General features: G+C 39.2%; 24 protein-coding genes. 6 read left to right on the forward strand and 18 right to left on the reverse strand.

Annotated elements, in window-relative coordinates; all coding sequences use genetic code 11:
- Nucleotides 1–123 precede the first annotated feature (123 nt).
- Genes EHR01_RS06175 through EHR01_RS06185 form a run of 3 tightly spaced genes read left to right on the forward strand, consistent with a single transcriptional unit; the run spans nucleotide 124 to nucleotide 2,111 of the window.
- Nucleotides 124–993, forward strand: a complete 870-nt coding sequence (locus tag EHR01_RS06175) for a hypothetical protein (protein WP_135693781.1) — start codon at nucleotides 124–126, stop codon at nucleotides 991–993.
- The gene (locus tag EHR01_RS06180) at nucleotides 990–1,559 is read left to right on the forward strand and encodes an RNA polymerase sigma factor (protein WP_135693782.1); all 570 of its coding nucleotides are present in this window, start codon (nucleotides 990–992) and stop codon (nucleotides 1,557–1,559) included. Before EHR01_RS06175 ends, EHR01_RS06180 begins: the two co-directional genes overlap by 4 nt.
- A gap of 18 nt (nucleotides 1,560–1,577) precedes the next feature.
- Nucleotides 1,578–2,111 carry a hypothetical protein gene (locus EHR01_RS06185; protein ID WP_135693783.1) on the forward strand — a complete coding sequence of 178 codons (534 nt, stop codon included), beginning with the start codon at nucleotides 1,578–1,580 and terminating at the stop codon, nucleotides 2,109–2,111.
- Nucleotides 2,112–2,245: 134 nt separating this feature from the next.
- Here EHR01_RS06185 and ychF read toward each other — a convergent pair whose 3' ends face one another.
- From ychF to EHR01_RS06215, 6 genes are read right to left on the reverse strand one after another with little or no spacing between them, the layout of a single operon-like run.
- The gene (gene ychF, locus EHR01_RS06190; RefSeq protein ID WP_135693784.1) at nucleotides 2,246–3,343 is read right to left on the reverse strand and encodes a redox-regulated ATPase YchF; all 1,098 of its coding nucleotides are present in this window, start codon (nucleotides 3,341–3,343) and stop codon (nucleotides 2,246–2,248) included.
- A gap of 48 nt (nucleotides 3,344–3,391) precedes the next feature.
- Complete coding sequence (locus tag EHR01_RS06195) at nucleotides 3,392–3,883, reverse strand: hypothetical protein (protein ID WP_135693785.1); 492 nt, start codon at nucleotides 3,881–3,883, stop codon at nucleotides 3,392–3,394.
- A 12-nt stretch (nucleotides 3,884–3,895) separates the two neighbouring features.
- On the reverse strand, nucleotides 3,896–4,585 hold the full coding sequence (locus EHR01_RS06200; protein ID WP_135693786.1) for an RluA family pseudouridine synthase: 690 nt from the start codon (nucleotides 4,583–4,585) through the stop codon (nucleotides 3,896–3,898).
- Entirely contained in the window at nucleotides 4,569–5,444 is an 876-nt protein-coding gene (locus EHR01_RS06205; RefSeq protein WP_135693787.1) for a DUF2797 domain-containing protein, read from the reverse strand. The genes EHR01_RS06200 and EHR01_RS06205 overlap by 17 nt, the downstream gene beginning before the upstream one ends.
- A 6-nt stretch (nucleotides 5,445–5,450) precedes the next feature.
- Complete coding sequence (locus EHR01_RS06210) at nucleotides 5,451–6,044, reverse strand: LIC_11883 family protein (RefSeq protein ID WP_135693918.1); 594 nt, start codon at nucleotides 6,042–6,044, stop codon at nucleotides 5,451–5,453.
- Between the two features lie 7 nt (nucleotides 6,045–6,051).
- Complete coding sequence (locus tag EHR01_RS06215) at nucleotides 6,052–7,296, reverse strand: exo-beta-N-acetylmuramidase NamZ family protein (RefSeq protein ID WP_135693788.1); 1,245 nt, start codon at nucleotides 7,294–7,296, stop codon at nucleotides 6,052–6,054.
- A gap of 51 nt (nucleotides 7,297–7,347) precedes the next feature.
- Between EHR01_RS06215 and EHR01_RS06220 the strand changes: the two genes are divergently transcribed.
- A complete protein-coding gene (locus tag EHR01_RS06220; RefSeq protein WP_004783918.1) occupies nucleotides 7,348–8,574 on the forward strand; it encodes a lipoprotein LipL46 in 1,227 nt (408 codons plus the stop codon).
- Nucleotides 8,575–8,584: 10 nt separating this feature from the next.
- Here the strand turns inward: EHR01_RS06220 and EHR01_RS06225 are convergent, their stop codons facing one another.
- Genes EHR01_RS06225 through EHR01_RS06235 form a run of 3 tightly spaced genes read right to left on the reverse strand, consistent with a single transcriptional unit; the run spans nucleotide 8,585 to nucleotide 10,814 of the window.
- A complete protein-coding gene (locus tag EHR01_RS06225) occupies nucleotides 8,585–8,959 on the reverse strand; it encodes a response regulator (protein WP_135693789.1) in 375 nt (124 codons plus the stop codon).
- A complete protein-coding gene (locus EHR01_RS06230; protein WP_135693790.1) occupies nucleotides 8,956–10,224 on the reverse strand; it encodes a sensor histidine kinase in 1,269 nt (422 codons plus the stop codon). Before EHR01_RS06230 ends, EHR01_RS06225 begins: the two co-directional genes overlap by 4 nt.
- 50 nt (nucleotides 10,225–10,274) lie before the next feature.
- The gene (locus EHR01_RS06235; RefSeq protein ID WP_135693791.1) at nucleotides 10,275–10,814 is read right to left on the reverse strand and encodes a rhodanese-like domain-containing protein; all 540 of its coding nucleotides are present in this window, start codon (nucleotides 10,812–10,814) and stop codon (nucleotides 10,275–10,277) included.
- Nucleotides 10,815–10,924: 110 nt separating this feature from the next.
- On the opposite strand from EHR01_RS06235, the gene EHR01_RS06240 reads away from it, so the two are divergent.
- Together EHR01_RS06240 and EHR01_RS19190 are read left to right on the forward strand one after the other, a co-directional pair.
- Nucleotides 10,925–11,437, forward strand: coding sequence for a peptidylprolyl isomerase (locus tag EHR01_RS06240; protein WP_135693792.1), 513 nt, complete (start codon nucleotides 10,925–10,927; stop codon nucleotides 11,435–11,437).
- 39 nt (nucleotides 11,438–11,476) lie between these two features.
- On the forward strand, nucleotides 11,477–11,641 hold the full coding sequence (locus EHR01_RS19190; RefSeq protein ID WP_167482926.1) for a hypothetical protein: 165 nt from the start codon (nucleotides 11,477–11,479) through the stop codon (nucleotides 11,639–11,641).
- 10 nt (nucleotides 11,642–11,651) lie between these two features.
- Here EHR01_RS19190 and EHR01_RS06245 read toward each other — a convergent pair whose 3' ends face one another.
- The 9 genes from EHR01_RS06245 to EHR01_RS06285 all read right to left on the reverse strand — a co-directional run bounded on the left by EHR01_RS06245 (nucleotide 11,652) and on the right by EHR01_RS06285 (nucleotide 22,398).
- The gene (locus EHR01_RS06245) at nucleotides 11,652–13,505 is read right to left on the reverse strand and encodes a monovalent cation:proton antiporter-2 (CPA2) family protein (RefSeq protein WP_135693793.1); all 1,854 of its coding nucleotides are present in this window, start codon (nucleotides 13,503–13,505) and stop codon (nucleotides 11,652–11,654) included.
- Entirely contained in the window at nucleotides 13,498–14,040 is a 543-nt protein-coding gene (locus EHR01_RS06250; RefSeq protein WP_135693794.1) for an NAD(P)H-dependent oxidoreductase, read from the reverse strand. Before EHR01_RS06250 ends, EHR01_RS06245 begins: the two co-directional genes overlap by 8 nt.
- Before the next feature lie 72 nt (nucleotides 14,041–14,112).
- Nucleotides 14,113–15,405 (reverse strand): adenylate/guanylate cyclase domain-containing protein, encoded by a 1,293-nt coding sequence (locus EHR01_RS06255; protein WP_135693795.1) that lies wholly within the window; start codon nucleotides 15,403–15,405, stop codon nucleotides 14,113–14,115.
- A 126-nt stretch (nucleotides 15,406–15,531) separates the two neighbouring features.
- The gene (locus tag EHR01_RS06260; RefSeq protein WP_135693796.1) at nucleotides 15,532–16,407 is read right to left on the reverse strand and encodes a hypothetical protein; all 876 of its coding nucleotides are present in this window, start codon (nucleotides 16,405–16,407) and stop codon (nucleotides 15,532–15,534) included.
- 271 nt (nucleotides 16,408–16,678) lie between these two features.
- The gene (locus tag EHR01_RS06265) at nucleotides 16,679–17,527 is read right to left on the reverse strand and encodes a flagellin N-terminal helical domain-containing protein (RefSeq protein WP_004783538.1); all 849 of its coding nucleotides are present in this window, start codon (nucleotides 17,525–17,527) and stop codon (nucleotides 16,679–16,681) included.
- A 172-nt stretch (nucleotides 17,528–17,699) separates the two neighbouring features.
- Nucleotides 17,700–18,545 carry a flagellin N-terminal helical domain-containing protein gene (locus EHR01_RS06270; RefSeq protein WP_135693797.1) on the reverse strand — a complete coding sequence of 282 codons (846 nt, stop codon included), beginning with the start codon at nucleotides 18,543–18,545 and terminating at the stop codon, nucleotides 17,700–17,702.
- 379 nt (nucleotides 18,546–18,924) lie between these two features.
- Nucleotides 18,925–19,752: an LIC_10740 family protein gene (locus EHR01_RS06275; protein ID WP_135693798.1), complete on the reverse strand. Its 828-nt coding sequence runs from the start codon at nucleotides 19,750–19,752 to the stop codon at nucleotides 18,925–18,927.
- Nucleotides 19,727–20,839 (reverse strand): N-acetylmuramoyl-L-alanine amidase family protein, encoded by a 1,113-nt coding sequence (locus EHR01_RS06280; RefSeq protein WP_425269972.1) that lies wholly within the window; start codon nucleotides 20,837–20,839, stop codon nucleotides 19,727–19,729. The genes EHR01_RS06275 and EHR01_RS06280 overlap by 26 nt, the downstream gene beginning before the upstream one ends.
- Nucleotides 20,803–22,398, reverse strand: coding sequence for a DEAD/DEAH box helicase (locus tag EHR01_RS06285; RefSeq protein WP_135693799.1), 1,596 nt, complete (start codon nucleotides 22,396–22,398; stop codon nucleotides 20,803–20,805). Before EHR01_RS06285 ends, EHR01_RS06280 begins: the two co-directional genes overlap by 37 nt.
- Between the last annotated feature and the right edge of the window lies 1 nt (nucleotide 22,399).

The following is a 22,399-nucleotide window of genomic DNA, read 5'->3' on the forward strand; positions in this document are numbered from 1 at the left end:
TTTTCCACTTTTCCTATTCATGCACAATGGTTCCCAAAATCAAAATCTTTTGAGGATGAATGGACTTCCTATTATGTAAAACAAAATCTATTTAGCCAAGCCTATGGGATCCAAACACGGGATATGATTCGTCAAACAACGGAAGCAGAAGAGGAAGATTTTTCTTTTTACTGGAAATCATGTCTCCAACCGGAAATCAAAGACTTAACACAGATTTTACGTTATATTTCTTTTTATGATGCCATTCTGACTGTAAGACAATGTGTTACAGCAAACAAAGAAGAACAAATCCAAATTGAAAAACAATCAAAGAAAAAAATCTTCGATTTAATTGTTTTACCTAAATTTGAAATTTTAGAATCCGAAATTACAAATGATGAACTCATTCCCCTTGTAGATGAACTTAGAAAAGAGTGGGAAAAAACAATTTATGTATTCTCTAATTTATACAAATCTCACGAAGTATTGTTCTTAGGAAAAGAAAGAGAATACACTTTAGCCATTAATCGCGTATTATATTCAGATATGCCAGAGGTCAGAAGAAAAACTTTGATTTTAAGACTTCTGCAAGATATGAAACAACAGAACAAGAGCACCTATCAGTTGTTTTATTATTCGAAACAAAACCCTTGGGCGGCTTCTAACTTAAACGAAGAAAATTCTGAATCAAAAAAATTCTACTTATCTTTGATTGAAGAATGGAAAGTTGACCCAGATTTTGACCCAAACCAAATTAGTTCTCTAAAGGATTTCCAATCTTGTTTAGAAGAAATTCCTAATTCCAATCAGAAGATTCGAATTTTAGGATTTTTTGGTTTTTTTAGTGATTATGGAAGGTTCACAACAAAAGACCAAACTTCTTTTTCGCAAACGAACCAAACGAGAGTTCGGTTCATCAGGCAAACTTTATTCCGCTCTCATCATTTCCAAAAAAGATTAGAAAATATACTGATATCTTGCAAAAATTCCGTCCAATCGGTGAAAGAAATATGAGTGATGAGATTCGGAAGTTAATCGATAACTGCCTACTCGGAAAGAGTTCTGCCTGGCAGGAGTTGATTCGAAGGTTCCATCGCCTCATCATTGGAACTTGTGCACATTACGTTCCGAGGGAAGAAGTCACAGACACTTCCCAACAAGTGTATCTCAAACTCACAGAAAACGATTACCACCTCCTGCGAAAGTTCAAAGGGGATAGTTTGCCTGCATTTATTATCTATTTAAGTGAAATTTCTAAAAATATCAGTATGTCTCAGACAAGATCCATTCGTCGGTATGAATATCGAGAGGGAATTTCTTTGGATTTGAGTATCGATATTTTAGATGATAGGCAAAACCAGGAAGATGTCTATTTTGCTTGGGAAGAAAAACGCGAGTTTTACGATCTCATTGACGGTTTGGATGATGCTCATAAAGAAATTCTCATCCTGAGGCTAAAAGGTTACAAGTTTAAAGAAATTGCAGAAATCCTCGATGTTCCCCTAGGGACTGTCCTTGCCCGGGCCAATCGAGCCAAAGAAAAGATAAAAAAAATCCTGACAAAGGAAATAAAGCCGTAGCGGGGGGAAATAAATACAATGGAACCAAAAGATCCGAATGAATTTATGAACCGACTCAAATTAAAAGAAGCCCTTTACCTCATGTCCCAAGGGGAAGATGCGGACTCATCCACGGTCGATTGGATCTTGGAAACTGTTCTTCCGAACAAGGGTTCCAGCATACAGATTTACCTTCAATTTGTAAAAGACCAATTAAAACTTCTCACAAGTGATGAGGGAGGTATCAATTTAGTAACTCCGGAATTGGCCTTTCGGGGATCGGGAAATTCTAGCGGGGCTTTCCGAGTCCACAGACAGGTGGGAGGAAGGGATTTGGATTTTGTTTTCCAGCCCAATGCCGAAAAAAACCAAGTTTTCCTTTCGGTAGAAGGAACCAACTGCGACCGGCTTTCTGCAAAATTGTTTTTAGATGGGGCCCCTGTCGAAACCCTACCGAAACTCGGGTCTCAGTCCATGTTTGATTCCCCAATCACTCTAGATTCCAGTCCTGAGCTTGCGATTTTTGAATCAGGAAAGGAAATTGGCCGTTATCATTTTATGTTACAATCGTAATTTTTTTTGTGAAAATGCAATAAAGGGAGAGGCCCAAGGCATTGATAGGTTAAGAAAATGTTCCTAATTTTTGGAACCTACTTTCTTTTCCAAACTAGTTCACTTCAAAATCCCGACGAAAGTCGGGATTTTTTTTATGCGTTCACTCGGAAATAAATCACATCCCCATCTTGGACAATGTATTCCTTTCCTTCCACACGGAGTTTGCCCTCATCTTTGACTTTGGTGGCATCTCCCGTTCTGTCGATGTCTTCATAACGCATGACCTCAGCCCGGATGTATCCTTTTTCAAAATCAGAATGGATGACACTGGCAGCCACAGGTCCTGTGCTCCCTTGGTGGGTGGTCCAAGCACGAACCTCTTCCACACCGGCAGTAAAGAAGGTCAAAAGTCCAAGAAGTTTATAAGAAGCACGGATCATTCGCGATAAACCAGATTCCTTCTCACCTATCTCTTCTAAAAAAGCCAGTTGATCTTCTTTTTCTAATCCAGAGATTTCTTCCTCAAAACGACCACATAACACAACAACAGGTGCATTTTCTTTGGAAGCAAAATCGATGATGGTTTTGACAAGTGGGTTTTCACTGGTTTTGACATCGGAATCTAAAATATTAGCAACATATAATACTGGCTTTATGGTGATTAAGTTGAATTTTTTTGCAATTTTCTTTTCTTCTTCACCCAGTTCCACCGTAGATGCACGATTTCCTTTTTTTAAGGCATCTAAAATTTTATCGATAACAGATAGAATTTCTGCTGCTTCTTTGTTTCCGGTTTTGGCAGTTTTTGCAACACGTTGTTGTTGTTTTTCCAAACTATCCAAATCGGCTAAAATTAATTCGTAATTGATGACTGTGATGTCTTCGATGGGATCTACTTTCCCATGAACATGCGTTATGTTTTCATCTTGAAAAGCACGGACCACATGGCAAATTGCATCCACTTCGCGGATATGCGATAAAAACTGATTTCCAAGTCCTTCCCCTTGGCTTGCCCCTTTCACAAGGCCTGCGATGTCCACAAATTCAATCATCGTCGGAACCGTACGTTTTGGTTTGTATACTTCCGCCAAACGGTTCAATCTTTCGTCTGGGACTTCCACAACTCCTGTATTGGGTTCAATGGTACAAAACGGATAGTTGGCAGCTTGGGCTCCTGCCTTCGTGAGTGCATTAAAGATAGTCGACTTACCGACGTTCGGGAGACCTACAATTCCACAATTCAAAGCCATAGGGATAGGTTTTTACCGAGAGACGGTAAGACAAGGAAAATTGCTTTCTTAGTTTTGAAATCCTGTCTCTAGATAGACTGAAGTAAGATAAAAAATAGAACTAAGGATAAGGGTAAGATAGACCACCGTGTAAATTTTACCAATCCGTTTCCAAGGATATCGATCAAACAAGTAAAGTTCCCGGATGATGAGTTCTGGAGAGGGGTCGGATGGTAGAATGTCTTCTCTTCCTGCCTTTCTCCAAACAAACTGACGTTCTTCTTTTCCTAGTTGGAAAAAAGAGGCAGATGATCCGTCCGTAAAAACATCTAAAAGTAAAGTCGGGATTTCAAAGTATTTGAAGGTGATGATCCCCGAAAAACTGGTAAGAATGGCAAGGTAATTAATCACCACAATGAGTGGACTTGCCGTATAACTAGAGCTAAAGAGTAAATACAAATAAATAATGAGAAATCCAATCGAAACGTATTTTGCAATTCTAGAAAGGATTTTGTATAATTTTTGTTCTTGGATAAAATGGTGAAAAACTTCGTGTTTCATTTTGGTTTGAATCTAAAGAGAAAGTGATTTCCCCATTCGATTTGAAAATTCTAAAGGAATCTCTGTCTCCACCCACTGTTTTTTTCCCTGGAAGTCGGTAAAGCACAATCGAAAAGAATGAAGATACATTCTTTGTTCTTTCTTTGATTGGTTTTCCAAAAAATACACTGGATCTCCGAGAACAGGAAACCCCAACTCACGAAGCATAACACGAATTTGGTGCCTTCTTCCTGTTAAAATTTTTGCCATCCCAAAAGAAATATTTTCCTTGGGGTGATTCGAAAGAATCCGAAATTCAGTAATGGCTTTTTTTCCCCCACTTCTCACCACTTTTACTTCTTTATTTCCATCTTTTAAAAAACATTCAAACCGTTTCTCTTTCCAATCGGGTATACCTTGGCATATAAAAATATATTCTTTTTCTGCTTCTTTCAATAAGGAATCGATTTCTTTATTTTTGCTTTGAATTTTTCCAAGGAGCACAATCCCACTCGTTCCCAAATCCAAACGATTGGCAGTGCGTAGTTCGGTGAGGCCAAGTTTTGTTGCCAGTGCTCTTGTAAAATCCAATCGGTTTGGATCTTTCGTTTCATGTACAGGAATTCCAGCTGGTTTTTCTGCTAACAAAAACTCATCGCATTCAAAAAGAATGTTGGTTGTAAGGCCAAAACCAATTGGAATTTGTTTAGGTGGAAACTTCAATCCAAAGACCACTGAGGCTGCGAATGTTAATCACACCCGTCTGAAATAAAAGATACTGCCCTTTGATTCCTACAAGGGTATCTGTTATGGGTGTCTCTTTTGTGAGTTTGAGAGATTTGATTTTTTCAGGATAAGTATCGATGGGATAGTTAATTGTTGTAACACCAACACTTAAATCCAACCGGTTCCAAACCAGTTTGGTTTTGGTATTTGGGGGAGATAGGAATTCATTTTTTTCCAAATGGTTGAGGAATTTATTTGCCTCTTTCACCAAATCCATGTCAGGTGGATCACCCGCCACCATTTTTTGCCAAGTGGTTTTATCTGGCAAAAACTGACTTAAATAATGTTCTAAAATTCCTGCATCCCTTCGAGATGTGACTTCCAAAATGGGAATCCCATACTTTGCCCCCTGGTCCACCCAACGGTTGGATACAGGATTTTCTTTGGTGATTCCCACTTTTAATCCACTGGAGTTTGCAAAATACACTGTATGTTTTTTAAAACAATTGGTTTGCCCCCAGTCTGGTTCTCGACAAGTGCCCTTGTGAAAATGACAGGTTTCTGGCCGGAGAATACAAAGATCGTTTTCTGCAAGGTTTGTAAAACAGGTAAAACAATAACCTTGGCTAAACGACTTCTTAGTTTTTTTGCCACAATGCAAACATCGAATTTCATCGTTTGTAGAAAGTGTAATTTTTTTTCCGATCCAAGATTCCACTGGACTTGTCGAAGTTGACTCTTTAGCAGTTAAATCTTTTTTATCCGCCTCATTGTAGTTCGCTGTCTCCCAAAAATAAGAAACAGGGGAGATTCCCTTGTGAGACATTTTCCGAACATACCCTTGGATCTTTGCCATAAAATTTTAAAAACTAAACTCCTTCACATCTTCCGGAAAATAATCTTTGTTTACGTTTACAAAAAGTAAACCAACTAGACTTGGCTCTGTGAGTGAAAGATCCCATTTAAATATAACAAGAGTTTGCCTGTATAGATAATGAGAAATTTGTCCTTTGGGTCCGTAAAATAGTTTGAGTTGGTCTTCACCTTCCCCAAGGAAAACCACCTTTCCATTTAAGTTTGGGGATTTTTGTTTGATGCGTTTGATGGTAACCTTTCCACCAGGATTAATATCCTCTGGATCAGATCCTTCCGTGGCCTCTCCATCATTTGTTGCGGAACTGGGAGCCACTTCCAATGTTGTTCCTTCATAATCCAAATAATTGCAAGGAAAGTCTCCTGGCATACTTGGAAAATTTTCCGAACAAGAAGTGTATACAGATTCTTTCTCTTCACCTTCCCCATAAGAAACAAGGAGAGTGGAACGAATTGTGGCATAAGCAACCGACTTCAAAACTTTGGCAGTTTTATTTTTAGGAACAGAAACAAATTCCCTTTCGGAAGCAGACAAAGTAAAAACAAAAAGTAAAATAGAAAATAGAAGGAAAAGTCGTTTCATCATTACCTCAATACAACAAATAAGGAGCGATTTTTTTACGTTCCGATTCTTCTTCTGCTAAATAAGTATTATGGAAATCACTAAAAGATTTTCCTTCATTGATCGAAGTACGGAAATGTTCATTCCCCCAAAGTTGGTCTACCCAATGGTTAGTAGAACCTTTACTCCATTTAAAATCATTTGGATAGGTTTCTTTCATGAGCCGTATCAGATCATAAGCCAATTGGATGGGATCATAATCCGGACGAACTAAATTCATCCGAAGTCCTGAACAAATTTTTCCTTTATGGGGACCAAAGGTTGGTTTGAAATAAACAGGAGAAAAATAATAAGATTTGTTTCCAAGATTACCAAGTTTTGTTGCAAGCTCTTCAGGGTTTGTCATCCAAGGAGCTCCAAAATAAACAAAGGGAGCTTGGGTCCCTCTTCCCACAGAAACATTCACACCTTCGAGTAATACCAAAGAAAGGTAATTTCTCGCAGAGTCCACCATAGGTAAGTTTGGTGAAGGAGTGGTCCAAGGAATTCCTGTATCTTCAAAATACATTCCTCGTTTATATCCTTCTACCGGAACCACCATCACATCCACACTGTCTTTTAAATATTCTTTATTATAAAATCTTGTGGCCTCACCAACCGTCATCCCTGTGATGAGAAGCGATGGAAACTCACCAGCAAAATTCAAATTCTTCGGATTCATTTTTTCACCCATTGGAGGGAGGTGCATGGCCACATGAATATGATCGAGAACAATGAGTTTTGTTTTTGTATTCTTCATCGCATCCATAAGTCTTTTTAATACACTTAAGTATGTATAACAACGCATTCCTACATCTTGGACATCAAAAACAACGTAATCCACTTCCCGGACAAGATCTCTTAATTCAGAATCTTTGATTCGATAGATATGATACAAAGGTCGATTGAAAGTAGAGTCCATAGTAACGGGTGTTTGGCTAAACTCTTCTTCTAAACCAAGGAACCCATGTTCTAGGCCAATCAAATGTTCTAGAGTGATTTTATGTTTTTCTAAAGAAGTGATGATTTTTTTAGGATTTGTTCCAATCCCCGAAGGGTTCGTGGCAAGCATCAATTTTTTTCCAGCCATAGTGGGGAGGACTTTTTCATAAAAAATGTCCTGGGAAATCCGCAACTTGGAATCATTCGGATGGACGCGAAATTGGGGAACTGTGTTCCCGTGGCATGCAAGGACTAGAAAGCAGAGAGAAAACCTAAAAAAGTAATTGGTCATGTAAGTATATGTTTCTATAATATAGCAAATCTTCAAGGAGAAATGTCCTTCATGTTCAACCGACTTCGTTTGGCTCCCTTAACCGGAGTTCTCATCCTTACTATTTTGGCATGTGCCGGATCCAATTCTGCCCAGAAACAACCTACGCTGCCAGACAACGTGGTAACAGCGATGGGAGAGGCACCGATTTACCAAGGAGACTTGGCTCTTGCACGAAACAAAGCACTGAAAGATGCCAAACTCAATGCCATCCGCAAACTTGTGGGGGAACAAATCACTGAAAAATCGGGAGTATCCGATGGCCAGTCCCTAGGCTCCAAACTCTATGGGAAAACAGATAGTTTCGTAAAAAAATACGATATCATTAGCGAAGAACAATGGAAATTGGACACCCAAGACATGATCCGTTTGAATGTCCGTTGTGAAGTAGAAGCAACCAAACTTTCCACAGCAGTGGATGCCCTCCTCGATGATGTAGGAAATCCAAGAATTGCCGTCCTTGTCCAAACCGTTGTGAATGGAAAGTCTTATCCGATTGGATCAGCAACAAACATTGCCGAAGCAGAACTTATTGAAAAACTCCGCACCAAAGGAAACAAAGTTGTGGATAGTTCTCAACTCACAGCTCTACTCAAAAAAAATCCAAGCCTTGCCAAACTCGACCTCACATCGGTAGAAGAAGGAAGTCCTCTACTCACTCTCGCACAAGATTCTGGTGCCGAGGTTTTGATTGTTGCCAAAGTCACAACAACCGACCAAAAACCTGTGGTTTTGCCTGGTGGGAAAAAAACAGATTTTTTAAGTTCAGCAGCCACTGGCCCATACCGCATCATCCAACTTTGGGGTGATGGAAAAATATTTGGATCAGGAAGTTTGGAAGGACGCGGTGCTGATATCACCCAAGAAGTTTCCAGAGAACAAGCTGTCAAAGATTGGGCAAATCTAGTTTCAGGAAAAGTGGGAAAACAAATCAAAGACGAATGGTTCAAACTCACAGAACAAAACACTGTCATCTTAAAATTCAAAGGTCTTGGATTGGAAGATGCCATCAATTTCAAAAACGATTTGATGGAATACACTTCAGTTAAACAAATCAATGACCGCAAAACAGAAATGAATGGTTCTGAATGGGAGCTGACATATCCTGGGAAAGAATCTATGTTTGCGGAAGAGTTAATGTATAAAAAAGACTCTAGTTTCCGTTTTTTAAGTAGTAAAACATTGAGCATCAACAGCTCCAAACGCGGGGTTGTGGAAGCAGAATTTAGAAACAAATAGTTTCAAGTGTTTAAGACCCTGCAGAGAGAAAGGAACTTATCTCTGCGGGATCAAATGGTTTGGAAAAATACCTAGCCACTTTTTTTTCAACGATGGCCGTTTGGATTTCTGGAGTCAGATCATATCCCGTTAAAATACAATAAGTGATATTGGGCCGAAGGGTTTTGGCTTCTGTGATAAATTCCAATCCGTTCATTTCTGGCATCCGCATATCGCTGATCACAAACTGCACATCCAAATTTTCGTTAAGTTCGTCCATTGCTTCCTTCCCGGACTTTGCAACGATTACATCAAACTCATTTTTAAAATAGTCACGAAATAAATACAAGTTGAGTATTTCATCATCTACATAGAGTAACTTACGTTTGGTTTTGGTGTCGTTCATTTTGGTTTAGGTAGTTTGATTAAAAACTTTGTTCCCTTTCTCCATTCAGATTCTATTTCAATCAAACCGTTATGATCTTTAATAATTTTGTAGGCAATGGAAAGTCCAAGACCAACACCTTTTCCTGGTTCTTTGGTAGTAAAAAACGGATTTCGAATGAGGTTTAAGTGTTCGTCACGAATACCAGCACCTGAATCGGTAATGACCATGATTGCATAGGGACCTTCTTCAAAGGATTGGATTCCCAAGATCCCGAACTCCCCTTCCATGGCTTGGATGGCATTTGTCAGTACATTCAATAATACTTGGTGGATTTTTCCGGAATTTCCTTGGACAAGGAGAGGCAGAGAAGTTAAATCCTTTTGAACCTCAATTCGATCCCGAAGCGAATGCGTTAACATCGCAAGGCAGTTTTCTAAAATCTCATTCAAATCAAAACGTTCGTCAAAAGAATCTCCGCTGCGAGTGAATTGGTTTAGGCCTTTGACGATTCGAGAAGTACGATCAACTCCTTCTTTAATGGCATCTAAGTATAATTTTGTTTTTTCAGAGTCTAAACCGGAACCCTCTAAAATCTCACGAACCCCAAAATAACCACCTAAAATAAAGTTCAGAGGATTGTTGATTTCATGTGCAATTCCGGCCGATAAAAGTCCAAGACTTGCCATTTTTTCTGACTCGATGAGTTGGTTTTGCCTTTCCTTTAGCTCATCTAACGTTTGTTTTAGTTCACTAGTTCGTTTGTCAACCAAAGATTCTAACTCATGGTTATTCTGCTCCAAACGACTTTCATATTCCGATCTTTCTAATTCAGCAGCAATCCTTCCGGAAAAAATTTGGAACAAAGTCAAAATTTGGTCTTTGTTTTGGATTTCCGTTTCAAATAAGCCAACAATCAGTCCCATCACTTCTTTTTTGGAATTGAGTAAAGGGGAACCAATATATCCTTCGATTTTCATTTCGATGAGAAGTTGGTCACCCGGAAAAACTTTTTGAACATCTGTGGGATAATAACATACAGAATTATCAAACACTTCCGCACAAGGTGTATCTTTTAAAGAATAAGCCATGTTTTCTGCAATCTTGCCTTTTGCGACAAGAGTGATGGTTTTTGATTCGTATTTTTCCTTATCGAAGATGGCAATAAATGTATAATCTGCCCCAATTGTGGAAGCTAGTTTGAGTGTAAGCCTATCTAAAAACTCGTTCCCAAATGTATTGGAAACGGCTTCGATGATATCAGAAAGAAGTTCACCTTGGATCATGGAAATTTATTTCTATAAGACCATAAAAGGGAATCCTTAGTCAATCGAAATCAAGGAGCCGGCGAATCGCTGACAAGTGGGAGGACTGTTTTTTTAACATCCAAAAGTGGTCCTAATTCATAGATGGATTCGTATCCGTAGGCCTTCAGTGAGTTATATGTAGAAAGGTTTAGAGATGCTGCAGGACTTTTTGCGGCAAAGGCTTCCTGGTTTCCTTCAAAGTTGTTATTGCAGTAAATTAAAATTTTAGTTTTTTTTTCCGGGATCACTTCGGCCAAAGTCTCTTTTGTAAATTCGGTAAAGGGAAGGTTTTTGGCTCCCTTTATATGCAAAAGATGAAACCGATTTTCACTACGAGCATCCAATAACACAACACCTTCTTCCGACATTAATTTCAAAAATTGATCTTCTGTTAGGCGGTGAGTCTCTCTTTCTCCTTCGGAACGATTGACAATTCGTTTGAACTCAGTGTAATCAATGAGTTTGTTTTCTATTGGGACTGGTTTCGATTTTGTTTTTTTCTTTTTGGAAGATTCCGAAAACATTGGGATTGTTACCAATACGAGTAAAATCAATACAACCTGCTTCATGACAAGTCTCCTTTCCAAAATCGATGGTAGTATGATTCTATCCTCGGAAGTGAGAAACATAAAACCTTTTTTCGACTTGCCAGGGAAAATCCAAGAATTGTGATACTGGAATGAGCACACTGAGAGCAATTATCAAAACAAATAAAGGCGAAATTCGCATCGATTTGTTTCCAGACAAAACACCAAATACGGTAGCCAACTTCGTAAACCTAGCCCAAAGGAATTTTTACAATGGACTTAAATTTCACCGAGTGATTGCAGATTTTATGATCCAAGGCGGTTGCCCCCAAGGAACAGGAACTGGGGGACCGGGTTATAAGTTCAGAGATGAGTTTGATTCTAGTTTAAAACACAACAAACCAGGAATCCTTTCTATGGCAAATGCAGGTCCAGGAACCAATGGCAGCCAATTTTTTATCACACATGTTCCGACACCATGGCTTGATGGAAAACATTCTGTGTTTGGTGCTGTAGTGGATGAGACAGACCAAAAAGTGGTCAATACAATCCAACAAGGTGATGTGATGGAATCTGTGACCATCGAAGGAGATCCAAGTTCGGTTCTTGCGGTCGCAAAACCATTTTTGGATGAGTGGAACCAAATTCTGGATTCTAAAAAATAAGAATTGATTCTTCCCTTTGTCTTCAAAAGTCTAAAGATTATGAAGGCAAAAGGAAAACTAAAACAAGTCACCCAAATCAAAGCGGCTTCTAGAATGATTTTTTCTATGAAACCAACAAAAGTAAAACCATCTAAAAAACTCTATTCTCGAAAGAAAAAAGAAGATCATTCGGGAATAGAGTTTCTGATTTCTCTTTTTTCTTAATTATAAAAACTCACCTTTCCATTTCGCTCCAAGGATCCCTTTCCAACTCATCTTCCTTTCCCAAATCCACGAGCATCAACCTCTCTAACTCTGCGTTTCTCTGTTTCGCAAGACTCATATATTGGACTCTGTCCTGTCTTAATTCAAAAAGTTCATGAAAGGTTTCGTCATCATGTTTCAAAAATAAATTTTTTGCCTTTTCTGCCGTATGAGCCCTAGTTCCGAGTAATTTAAGTACATCTTTACCCATTTGCACTGCGGTTTCCCTTGTTTCTCGATAAATATAAGACACACCCATTTCCTTTAAATCATAGGCCTCTTCTCTATCTCCAGCCCTAGCAACGATTTTGATATTTGGGTAGTGTTGGCTTACATTACGAATGAGTTCTGCTTGTTTTTCTGGATTGTCCAATGCGGCCACAAGAATCTTTGTATGTTCTAAACCAGCTGATTCTAATAACTCCAATCTGGTGGCATCTCCAAAATAGACTTTAAATCCAAATCGACCAAGCATCTCCACTCTGTCGGCATCAAAATCTAAAATGGTAATGGGAACTCCATTGGATCTAAGAAAACGTCCTAACATATTTCCAAACCGACCAAACCCACAGATAATGACAGGGTTTTCTTGTTTATGAATGTCTTGTTCTGTTTGTTTTTTGGGAATTTTTGATTCTAAAAATCCAAATATCGTTTTTTCATATAACAAAAGAAGTACGGGAGTGAGAGCCATACTCACCGCAACACAAGCAACTAAAATGACTATGGTTTGTTCATCCAAAATTCCAAGTCCTTCTGAATAACCAAACAAAACAAAAGAAAATTCACCCACTTGGGAGAGTGCCAAAGAAAAATAAAGATTTTGGTCTAATGGAAGACGAAAAACAAATCCAAGAAAAAATAAAACCAGTGCTTTCAGAAAAATAATTCCAAAAACGATTCCAAGAACTTTCATAGGACTTTCCATCACAACAGGAATTTCCATAGAAGCACCCACACTTAGAAAAAACAATCCAAGCAATAGTCCTTTGAATGGTTCAATATTACTTTCTAACTCATGACGAAATTCGCTACTCGCAAGAACCACTCCACCAAGGAAAGTTCCGAGTGCCGCCGAAACGCCAATAGCCCCCATTAACAGAGAAATGGCGATTACGAGTAATAAGCTCGCACCAGTAAAAATTTCACGGCTTCCCGATTTTGCCAAAATTCGAAACACAGGTTTTAATAGATATTTACCAACCAAAATGATTCCAATCACGACAGATAGTACGACCAAAGTTTTTGCATAACCTGGCAAATGTTCGATTAAGGAATGGTGTTGTGATGATGTAACCTCATTTGTCTCACTTAACATAGGAAAGATGGCAAGTATCGGAATGACGGCCATATCTTGAAAAAGCAAAACAGAAAATGCAGCTTGGCCGGAAAGTGTTTTCATTAGGCCTTTTTCTTTCAAAGTTTGTAAAACAATGGCTGTTGAAGATAAAGACATGATAAGACCAAGGGCAAGCGAGGGTTTCCAGAAAAAACCAAATCCATAACAAAACATGGCAGTTAGGGCAGTTGTGATGATGATTTGTAATCCACCAAGCCCAAGTAACCAAATTTTTAATTTCCAAAGAAGGTCTAATTCTAATTCCAAACCGATGGCAAAAAGCATCATCACCACACCAAATTCGGCAAAGTGCAACATGTCCTTACCTTCTGTCCCAACAAAACCAAAAACAAAAGGACCAATGACAATACCGGCAATTAAATAACCGAGTACAGAACCAAGCCCAAGTCGATTGGCAATCGGAACCACAATGATGGCACTTGTCAGATAGATCAATGCTTGGATAAAAAAACTGACTTCATTCATTTGGTTCACCTAACAACTGATTAATGAACATGGAATAACGATTGGATTCTTTTTGAAGATCCAACTCAGTCAACTGAAAAGTTCCTTGGACTAAAAAAGGAGGCAAATAGTCCATTTGGCAAAGTTCTGCCGTACGACGAAAAGGCAAAAGGAATTCCTCCGTTTCGTAACCGTGGAATCCGTGTTTTGAATAAGCATCTTTAGAGCCACCAGTTGTGATGACTTGGATCCATTTTTTCCCAGACAAATGAGATCCATTGGTTCCGTATGCCCAACCATCCTCAAGGACCAGATCCATCCATAATTTCATCAAAGGTGGGCAACTGTACCAATACAAGGGATGTTGAAAAATGATGATTTGATGGTTTGCCATTAAATCTTGTTCCGCCTTTACGTTGATCGAAAAATTAGGATATTCTTCATATAAATCATGTAAGGTGATGTTTTCTGATACCGGCAATGAATCCAAAAGGAGTTGATTGGCCTTGGACTTCTCAAGAGTGGGATGGACAAGCAAAATCAAAATTTTGGGCATACGAGACAAATTCACAAAATGAAAGAATCGGTAAAACTTTAAAAATTTTACCGACAGTCTTTCGTTGTAAATTTATTCTATTTCTTCGTTATGGGTGAATAAGGCTCCCGATTCATAGAGGCGTTTGAATAAATCATTTGGGATTTTTGAACTTTGTACATCTGCAAATTCAGGCAAAAAACCTTTTACTAAATACAAGGGAATATTGGTTCCCCCTTTCAATGAAAGAGAACCACGTGGTTCACAATCAAAATAAGATTTTACCTCTTCATACACTTGGAAAGAAATATTTAACTCGCCCACCACCCCAGAACTTTCCAAACGACTTGCCGTTTTGACGGTATCGCCCCAAACATCATAAACAAATTTATCTGTACCCACGACACCGGCGACAAGAGGCCCCGAATGAATTCCCAAACGGATCTCCCAAAAATCTCTCCCCCTTAAAGACTGAACCTGTTTTTGTTCGGCCATATAAGACTGAAATGATAAACCACATAATACGGAATCAACAGCATTGGTTCTATTTTGATTTGGAATTCCACCGACAGCCATATAACTGTCCCCTATACTTTTTATTTTTTCCAATCGATATTCTTTACAGAGACGATCAAACTCACGAAAGATTGTATCCAATTCGTAAACAAGTTCTTCTGCATTCATTTTCTCTGCAATTTTTGTGAACCCAGCCATATCACAAAAAAGTACAGAAGTAAATTCGTATAACCGAGGGATTACACGGCCTTCTTTTTTTAATTCAACGGCAATGGGTTCCGGTAATATATTTAGTAGTAATGTTTCCGACTTTTTCCTTTCCACATTTAGGTTTCGCCTCAGAATAAAAACCATGATCCCAATTAGAATTTGGATAAAAATAAATTTACCACCCGCATCCAAATACAAATCAGAATCAGTTCCATAACTTGTTACCCATTCGTGGTGAAAAAACTCGACCAAATACAAAGTGACTGGCAATAAAACGTAAATCGAAGAAACGACGAATACATTCTGATTTCTAATTAAAAAAAGTGCGATCACAAAGGCTGGTATTAGATAATAGTGATTCCCTCCCAAAGAACCGCCACTATACAACCACATTGCTGATAAATAAAAAAGAATTGTTAAATGAAAAGGCCAGTATAAAGAAAAATAAATACTCTTGACTCGGCTTAAATAGTACATGGCAAACATTAGGATCCCTGATCCAAAATTCAATGCCACAAGAACTAAAGAATTTTCTAAACGAACCACTCCCAAAACCACAACAAAATTAAGCATCGCAGTAACTAAGGAAACTGTATTAAACAATCGATGTTCGAGAGAGTGTTTTCTAGGATCTCCGAGAAAGAAGTATATCCATTTCATTGTAATTGGTAAGTTTCACCCCTCCATTCCGAAGGGTTCAACCATTTTTCTAACAAAAGCTGGTGGGAAATCTAAATACCCATCTTGGAGACAAATCCCGAAACACAAAACAATGGATATTGAATTTTAATATCCAAATACATTGACTGGTTCTAATTTACAAGCATCTGCTTGCAAACTCGCCGTTAGATTTGGATTTAACGTTGCTGCTTGGATGGCAGCATTTGGTTTATTACAATTACTAACTTCTTTTAAAATAGCAGCAAGATGATTAGAATATTGTAATTCAATGAGAGAAAAATTTGTAATTTCTTCTTTGCATTTTGCATAGGACTCTAACGTATAATAAGTATCATTATTGATTCCCGACAAAGATTCAAATAACATTGGCGAAGAAACTACTGACAACATTGGTTCTAATAGAATATTACTAATTGATTCCACACTATATTGTTTGATCCGCATATATGCTGGAGTGGAACACTTTATCGCCAAACAAGTACCTGGACTGACAGAGATAGTAGAGCCAACCATTAAACCAATGGATGCAACAGATAAATCGGTCGTTCCGCAAACGCTGTTAGTAGAATAATAACATGATGCGTTTGCAGATGTATTTTCAGTTTTTAATATTCTAGAAACGAATATAGTATTTGTGGAAGATGGATTGGATCGGAAATAAAAAGTTCCAGAAGAAGGAACGCTTAAATCGATATAAGTCCCTACTTGGGGTAAACTAAAATTGGCTGTTGTCGTTGGACCAGAAAACCCTTGGACGGCGGTATTTTCCGTTGGGCAGGAATAACTAGAAGCGGATGGATTGGAAGCAGAACTTGAGATGGAACTCATTAACAAATTAGTTATAGAAAGAAAACTCAAACTACTTCGATGTTCTTCAATTTTCTTTTTGGCTTGTTCCCCTTTGATCCCAGTGGGAGAAAAAACATTAGCACAATTAAAAACAAAAAGTAAAACAAACGTAATCTTGAAAAATTGAAACATAAAACAATATCGCATTACATCTGTTTTTTTGTCAATCTTCAATCGTTAGGTGGTGTGTCAAACATTAGAAACATTATATTTATATATTTCGATATTCTAAGTTAACGGACACAAGTCCATTTGGTTAGGCAAATCCTTAAATCGAAGAAAAAACTCGATTTATCGTCCCATTTAGAATTTCAGATTTGTGTTTCGAAACAAAAAAGCCCCTTCCCGAAGTGTCCTTCGAAAAGAGGCAACCGTCTTAAGGCAACTCTTGCCTTACTACGACTTAAGTGTTATTCAAAAGTCGTAATACAGAATTTGGCCGAAGACTGGCTTGCGCTAGCATTGCCGTACCGCTTTGCACGAGAATTTGTTTCGTCGTGAGCGCTACCATTTCTTCCGCCATATCTGCGTCCCTAATCCTTGATTCGGATGCTTGCATATTTTCGTATGCACCCATGAGGCCTTTTGCAGTACTTTCGAGCCTATTTTGATAAGCTCCCATATCTGCTCTCTGCTTCATGATCTTGTTCAAGGCGAAGTCCGCTTTAGCAATCGCTTCGTCTGCTTTTCCAGGTGTAGAAAGAGCAATTTTATTTGCACCTTCTGACATCTTAAGAGCTTTCGAAGTCATAGTTCCAATGTAGAAACGCTCTCTTTGCTTTGCGTTTGCTCCCATGTGAAACCACATCGACGCCTTCGTTGACTTTCGAGCGAAGTCTCCTTCAAACAGTTTCATTTTATTGAACTCTGCTTGTGAAGCAATTCGATCGATCTCATCCACCAGCGCAGATACTTCTACCTGCACGAGCTGCCTGTCCTCCGGTGTGTAGATTCCGTTCGAAGTCTGGATCGCTAGGGTCCGGATTCGTTGGATGATTTCAGCCGACTGGTCGAGGAAACCCTCTGCAGTCTGGATGAAACTAAGTCCATCTTCCGTATTCCTTTCGGCCTGACGTAAACCACGAATTTGTGTTCGTAGTTTTTCCGAAACAGCAAGACCAGAAGCATCATCACCGGCAAGGTTAATCCTTTGCCCAGTGGAGAGGTTCCTCATGGTCTTATCTACATCCCATTGTGTAAACTTGAGAGCACGATGTGATTGAATCGCACTCATGTTGTGATTGATAATCATTGGCCTACACTCCTTTGTGTATTACCAAGAACGATATATATTGCGTTCTTAGCCGGACAATCCCTGTCCGGTGTCAAGGATGAGCTTTCATTTTGCCACCTGGCAGGGGAAAGCCGGCTGATTATCTAAATACAACTCTTCAGTTACACAAACCACTCACTTCGTTAGGTTATTAACGAAGGAGAGAAAGAACTCCTTGTGGACGAACATTCGCCTGAGCTAACATAGCAGTTCCAGATTGAACTAATATCTGGTTCTTTGTGAAAGCCACAGTTTCTTCTGCCATATCCGCATCACGGATCCTAGACTCGGAGGCTTGGGTATTCTCATAAGCGTTCATGAGCCCTTTTGCAGCATGCTCAAGACGATTAAAGTAAGCACCTAAGTTTGCTCTTTGTTTGCTAATGCGAGTTAACGCAGCATCCAAAGTTCCGATCGCATCGTTTGACTTGTCAGCAGTTGACAAAGACAAGAGTTCTCCACTTTGACCTTTTAGATTAAGTGCACGTGCAGTCATAGTTGCAATGAACACTCTTTCTCTTTGGTGTTGGTTTGCTCCAATATGAAACCACATGGAGGTTGCTCTAGATCCACGAGCAAAATCACCTTGAAGCAAATTCATTTTGTTGAATTCAGCTTGTGAAGCAATTCTGTCCACTTCGTCGATAAGTTGTGAAACTTCGACTTGGATCATTTGTCTGTCTTCCTCAGTATAAATACCGTTAGACGACTGAATTGCAAGAGTTCGAATTCTTTGAATGATATCATTCGATTCTTGCAAAAACCCTTCCGTTGTTTGGATAAGGCTCATACCGTCTTCGGTATTTCTCTCTGCTTGTCTAAGACCATTCACCTGCGTTCTCATTTTTTCCGAAACGGCAAGGCCTGATGCATCATCACCTGCTCGGTTGATTCGCATACCAGAGGATAGTTTCTCCATACTTTTGGAGACTTCCTCGTTTTGGAACTTGAGGACGCGATGTGAGTTGATCGCGGCTAAATTGTGGTTTATGATCATTGGTTTCCTCCTTGAAACTTGATCTGGCAAAAGAGAGAATCCCTTCTCTCTTTGGTTTTTTTGTGTCTGGCTTTCAGGCCCCTATGGTGCCTAAAATCTCTATTTGTTCCCTTTGTATGTCGGTGATCGGATAGAAGAAATTAATTTAAAGAAACTTGGTAGTTTTCGGAGTTTATTGCGGTTTATTGCGGTTTATTGCGGTATTTTAACGACTTTAGCGTTTTATTTTTTTTAAAAAAAAGTTCTAATTTCCCCCATACGATGATCGGCAAATCCCCATTTTCCATAAGCAAATTTTGAAAAATGGGAAAACAAATAGGGATTATCCTAGTTTTTGAGGCGGAAGGGTTAAAAAGCGGAAACACCCAAAACGAAAAAGTTAAGGGCGACTGGCTTCTGGAGATAAAGTTTCCCAGTGGTAAACAGGACTTGTTTCTCCGGAAAAGTGATGTTCGATTGTTTTTAAGTCTTTAAAGTTTTCAAATAAACTTGCATTTAACGCACGTATTGTGGACTCCATAGCAAGGATCCTACGTTTGTTCACAACCTCTTCTGATTCCTTAGGACCAGTTTCTGTTCCAGCAGAATAATAGGTAATGGTATCAACAGGAGCATTGGGGTTTTCATCTTCAGAATCGCCAGTTTCTTCCGATTTGGTGCGAGGAAGTCTATATTTTTCCATCACATCTTGTAAAATTTCTACATTCCAATCGATCACAAGTTTTGAATTTTTTTCTAAAAACCAGGACTGCTTTAATGCAAATCGAATGTCCAAAAGTTTTTTAGGAGAAAAAAGTTTACCATCTTTAGCCAATGCTTCCACAGAATCAAAGTAAGGTGGTGATCCCACTTCACCTACAATTTGGTAAATAAATGCTCCCGTTTCTTCCTGCTTTAAAACCTTTCTGTGGATGGGAATTTGTTCCCCTTCTCCATTCGAAATATAAATCACAATTGGTTCTCTATGATCAAAAGAAGGATAAGAATAGAGTTGGAAAGGAACCAGAAGTCTAAATGGGTTTTGTTCTGCTAAAATAAAAAAACTAAAAAAGATCAGTAAAGAAAACCAAGAGGCAAACAAAAAAATAAAATCACGAGTGAGCCTCGTTTCCCCCGTTCCGATTTTGTAAAACCGAATGATTAGGTCTTTTATGATTTCTTTTAGAGAACGAAGATATTCTTTAATCTTTTGAAGATGCGTATTCATGGATTCCTTTGATGACACTGCGAGCAATTTTCTTTTGGTAGTTTTTGTCCCGCAAACGTTTGCTTTCCTCTGGGTTTGTCAGATACCCCATTTCCACAAGTACCGCAGGCATAAGGCTTCCTCGCAAGACGGAAAAATCTGCCTTTTTCACACCCCGAGAGGGAATCTCAGGACTTAATGCCTTTTCATACTGCAGAGCCACAGAACTTGCCAATTTCTTAGACCGCCTTTGGGTGACACTGGACAACATCTGAGATTGGATCTGGGAGACAACCGGGTTCTTATGTTTTCCCACATACCGGTTTTCCAAAATGGCCGTTTCACGAGCGGCCTCCGTACTTGGACTTTGCGAAAGGTAATAGACCTCAAAACCAGCAGCCTTATCCGAAAGCGAAGCATTACAATGGAAACTAATAAAAACCACATCCCTTGTGTCCTGCAAGATTTGGTTTGCCAATTTGGACCTGTCTTCTAATTCCACAAAGGAATCATTTTTTCGAACCATCTGCACCCGAATTTCTGGGTAGTACTTCCGTAAGTACAAATAAGTGTAACGAGCCACACCAAGACTTACATCCTTTTCATAGTATCCGGTTGGATCGGAAGTTCCTGGGTCCTTTCCTCCATGGCCCGCATCAATCACTATGGCTTTTACATTTAGGTTTCGTTTGGGAGTTGGTTCTTTGGGAATGAGAACCCAAAGTTCCGTTTCTTTGAATTGGTAACGAACATCATAAGAGATTAGATTGAGTAAAACTGCTTCCACAAGATCCAAAGGAAGATACACATCTTCTTCTTTTTTTAAAATGGCTTTGGGGATTTTGTAAATTTTTCCATCCAGGGTATAAAAACTAGACCCTAGGCGGAATTGAAGATTCCCTTGGGGAGTGTAAATGGAACCAACTCTTGTGAACTTTTTTAGTTTGGTGGAAAGTTCGGGCAAAATCGATTTCAAATCAGAAAATGCCACGTAGTTTCCTTTTCCGTAGAGCGGAAGTTTGGCGACTTCAGCAAATACGGAATTGGAAACAATACAGAAACAAAGTAGGACTAATCTTTTTTGAAGATAGAAAGAATTCGCTGCCAAATCGATAGTTTCTGTTTTTTAGATTTTTTCACTTCGTTGATATCGAAGAGATTTCTTCTTGGATCGTTCTTTTGGTGGTGTTTTCCAGATTGATTTTTCTTATGTTGGCCTTTGCCCTTTCCATCCTTAGGATGGTGGCCATGTTTGAATTCATGGTGGGTCATTTTGGCCGGGTGTTTATGATCACCTTCTCCCTCATGTTGGTGCGGGTGTGCCATCTTTGCAGGCGGGTGGTGTTTTTCCCCTTTTCCTTTCCCACGTCCACGGTCTCCCGAACGGTTTTGATTTCTATCACCTGATCTATGTTCGCCGCCATGTTTTGGTTTTCCACCACGACCGCCACGATCTCCTCGTTCCCGGTCTTGGTATTTTTTTTCACCAGGAATGGCTTCATCAGCAAATACAGGTGTGAACTCTCCCTTAGGAAATTCCAAATACTCTTCACGAATTTCCCCGATTGGAATTTTGGAATTTAGGTAACGTTCAATTCGTTCGAGTTCTGTATAATCTGTTTCAGAACAAAATCCAATGGACATACCCTTTCTTCCCGCACGGGCAGTACGTCCAATTCGATGCACATAGTTTTCTGCATCTTGTGGTAGATCATAATTGTAAACCACATCGATATTTTCGATATCGATCCCACGAGAAGCAACATCTGTCGCAATGAGATACTTATACTTTCCTTCTTTAAAATCTCTGAGGAGTCGAATTCGTTTTTTTTGGTCGAGTTCAGAAGAAAGCCCTGTGGCTGTGATTCCAAATTTTCGAAGAACCGAAACGATCTTTGGAATGTTCATCTTGTAATTGGTGAAAATGATTCCAAGTCCTTCGATCTCATTGTGTAACAGAGAGTTTACGAGGTAAGGGAGTTTTTCTTCCCGTCCCAAGTGGAGTAAATTTTGGTCGATTCTTTCGGTGATAACTTTTTCTGGATTGATATGAACTTCAATCGGATCATTCAAATACTTACTGGCAAGCCTTACCACTTCGTAACTTAAGGTAGCGCTAAAAAGAAGAGATTGTTTTCTATTTTTACATTTGTGAAAGATGTATTTGAGATCTTGGACAAATCCCATATCGAACATTCTGTCCGCTTCATCCAAAATCACTACCTTGATATTTTCCAAAGAGAGGCCGTGGTTTTTGACAAAGTCAATGAGCCTTCCCGGTGTTGCCACAATGAGACAAGCCTTGTTCCCTAACGCCTGTTCTTGGGAGCGGTAATCCGTTCCCCCGATGATGGTGGCCACACCAAAGTCAGTGAACTCTAAAAGTTTTTTAGCTTCTTCTGCAATTTGGATGGTAAGTTCTCTTGTGGGTGCCAGGACAAGGGCATAAGGCAAAGGTTCTTCTTCTGTCGCAGACAAAAGTCTGTGGAGAGTCGGAAGTAAAAAAGCCATCGTTTTTCCGGTTCCGGTTTGGGCAAGACCTGTGAGGTCATGACCTTCCATGGCAAAAGGAATGGATTTGGCTTGAATAGGAGTGAGGTCTGTGTAACCGATTTTTTCTAAAGCTTTGGTTAATGACTCGTGAAAGGGTAATTCGTTAAATTTCATA

It is taken from the genome of Leptospira mtsangambouensis (assembly GCF_004770475.1).
Classification (GTDB): Bacteria; Spirochaetota; Leptospiria; order Leptospirales; family Leptospiraceae; genus Leptospira_A; species Leptospira_A mtsangambouensis.

What these genes read in the sequence shown, in the direction of transcription:
- ychF (WP_135693784.1), bottom strand. Translation starts at nt 3,343, where the DNA reads ATGGCTTTGAATTGTGGAATTGTAGGTCTCCCGAACGTCGGTAAGTCG.
- EHR01_RS06265 (WP_004783538.1), bottom strand. Translation starts at nt 17,527, where the DNA reads ATGATTATCAATCACAACATGAGTGCGATTCAATCACATCGTGCTCTC.
- EHR01_RS06195 (WP_135693785.1), bottom strand. Translation starts at nt 3,883, where the DNA reads ATGAAACACGAAGTTTTTCACCATTTTATCCAAGAACAAAAATTATAC.
- EHR01_RS06230 (WP_135693790.1), bottom strand. Translation starts at nt 10,224, where the DNA reads ATGATCCAAGGTGAACTTCTTTCTGATATCATCGAAGCCGTTTCCAAT.
- EHR01_RS06220 (WP_004783918.1), top strand. Translation starts at nt 7,348, where the DNA reads ATGTTCAACCGACTTCGTTTGGCTCCCTTAACCGGAGTTCTCATCCTT.
- EHR01_RS19190 (WP_167482926.1), top strand. Translation starts at nt 11,477, where the DNA reads ATGAAGGCAAAAGGAAAACTAAAACAAGTCACCCAAATCAAAGCGGCT.
- EHR01_RS06205 (WP_135693787.1), bottom strand. Translation starts at nt 5,444, where the DNA reads ATGGCAAAGATCCAAGGGTATGTTCGGAAAATGTCTCACAAGGGAATC.
- EHR01_RS06175 (WP_135693781.1), top strand. Translation starts at nt 124, where the DNA reads ATGATTCGTCAAACAACGGAAGCAGAAGAGGAAGATTTTTCTTTTTAC.
- EHR01_RS06250 (WP_135693794.1), bottom strand. Translation starts at nt 14,040, where the DNA reads ATGCCCAAAATTTTGATTTTGCTTGTCCATCCCACTCTTGAGAAGTCC.
- EHR01_RS06275 (WP_135693798.1), bottom strand. Translation starts at nt 19,752, where the DNA reads ATGAATACGCATCTTCAAAAGATTAAAGAATATCTTCGTTCTCTAAAA.
- EHR01_RS06270 (WP_135693797.1), bottom strand. Translation starts at nt 18,545, where the DNA reads ATGATCATAAACCACAATTTAGCCGCGATCAACTCACATCGCGTCCTC.
- EHR01_RS06245 (WP_135693793.1), bottom strand. Translation starts at nt 13,505, where the DNA reads ATGAATGAAGTCAGTTTTTTTATCCAAGCATTGATCTATCTGACAAGT.
- EHR01_RS06180 (WP_135693782.1), top strand. Translation starts at nt 990, where the DNA reads ATGAGTGATGAGATTCGGAAGTTAATCGATAACTGCCTACTCGGAAAG.
- EHR01_RS06235 (WP_135693791.1), bottom strand. Translation starts at nt 10,814, where the DNA reads ATGAAGCAGGTTGTATTGATTTTACTCGTATTGGTAACAATCCCAATG.
- EHR01_RS06260 (WP_135693796.1), bottom strand. Translation starts at nt 16,407, where the DNA reads ATGTTTCAATTTTTCAAGATTACGTTTGTTTTACTTTTTGTTTTTAAT.
- EHR01_RS06225 (WP_135693789.1), bottom strand. Translation starts at nt 8,959, where the DNA reads ATGAACGACACCAAAACCAAACGTAAGTTACTCTATGTAGATGATGAA.
- EHR01_RS06210 (WP_135693918.1), bottom strand. Translation starts at nt 6,044, where the DNA reads ATGAAACGACTTTTCCTTCTATTTTCTATTTTACTTTTTGTTTTTACT.
- EHR01_RS06285 (WP_135693799.1), bottom strand. Translation starts at nt 22,398, where the DNA reads ATGAAATTTAACGAATTACCCTTTCACGAGTCATTAACCAAAGCTTTA.
- EHR01_RS06255 (WP_135693795.1), bottom strand. Translation starts at nt 15,405, where the DNA reads ATGAAATGGATATACTTCTTTCTCGGAGATCCTAGAAAACACTCTCTC.
- EHR01_RS06185 (WP_135693783.1), top strand. Translation starts at nt 1,578, where the DNA reads ATGGAACCAAAAGATCCGAATGAATTTATGAACCGACTCAAATTAAAA.
- EHR01_RS06215 (WP_135693788.1), bottom strand. Translation starts at nt 7,296, where the DNA reads ATGACCAATTACTTTTTTAGGTTTTCTCTCTGCTTTCTAGTCCTTGCA.
- EHR01_RS06240 (WP_135693792.1), top strand. Translation starts at nt 10,925, where the DNA reads ATGAGCACACTGAGAGCAATTATCAAAACAAATAAAGGCGAAATTCGC.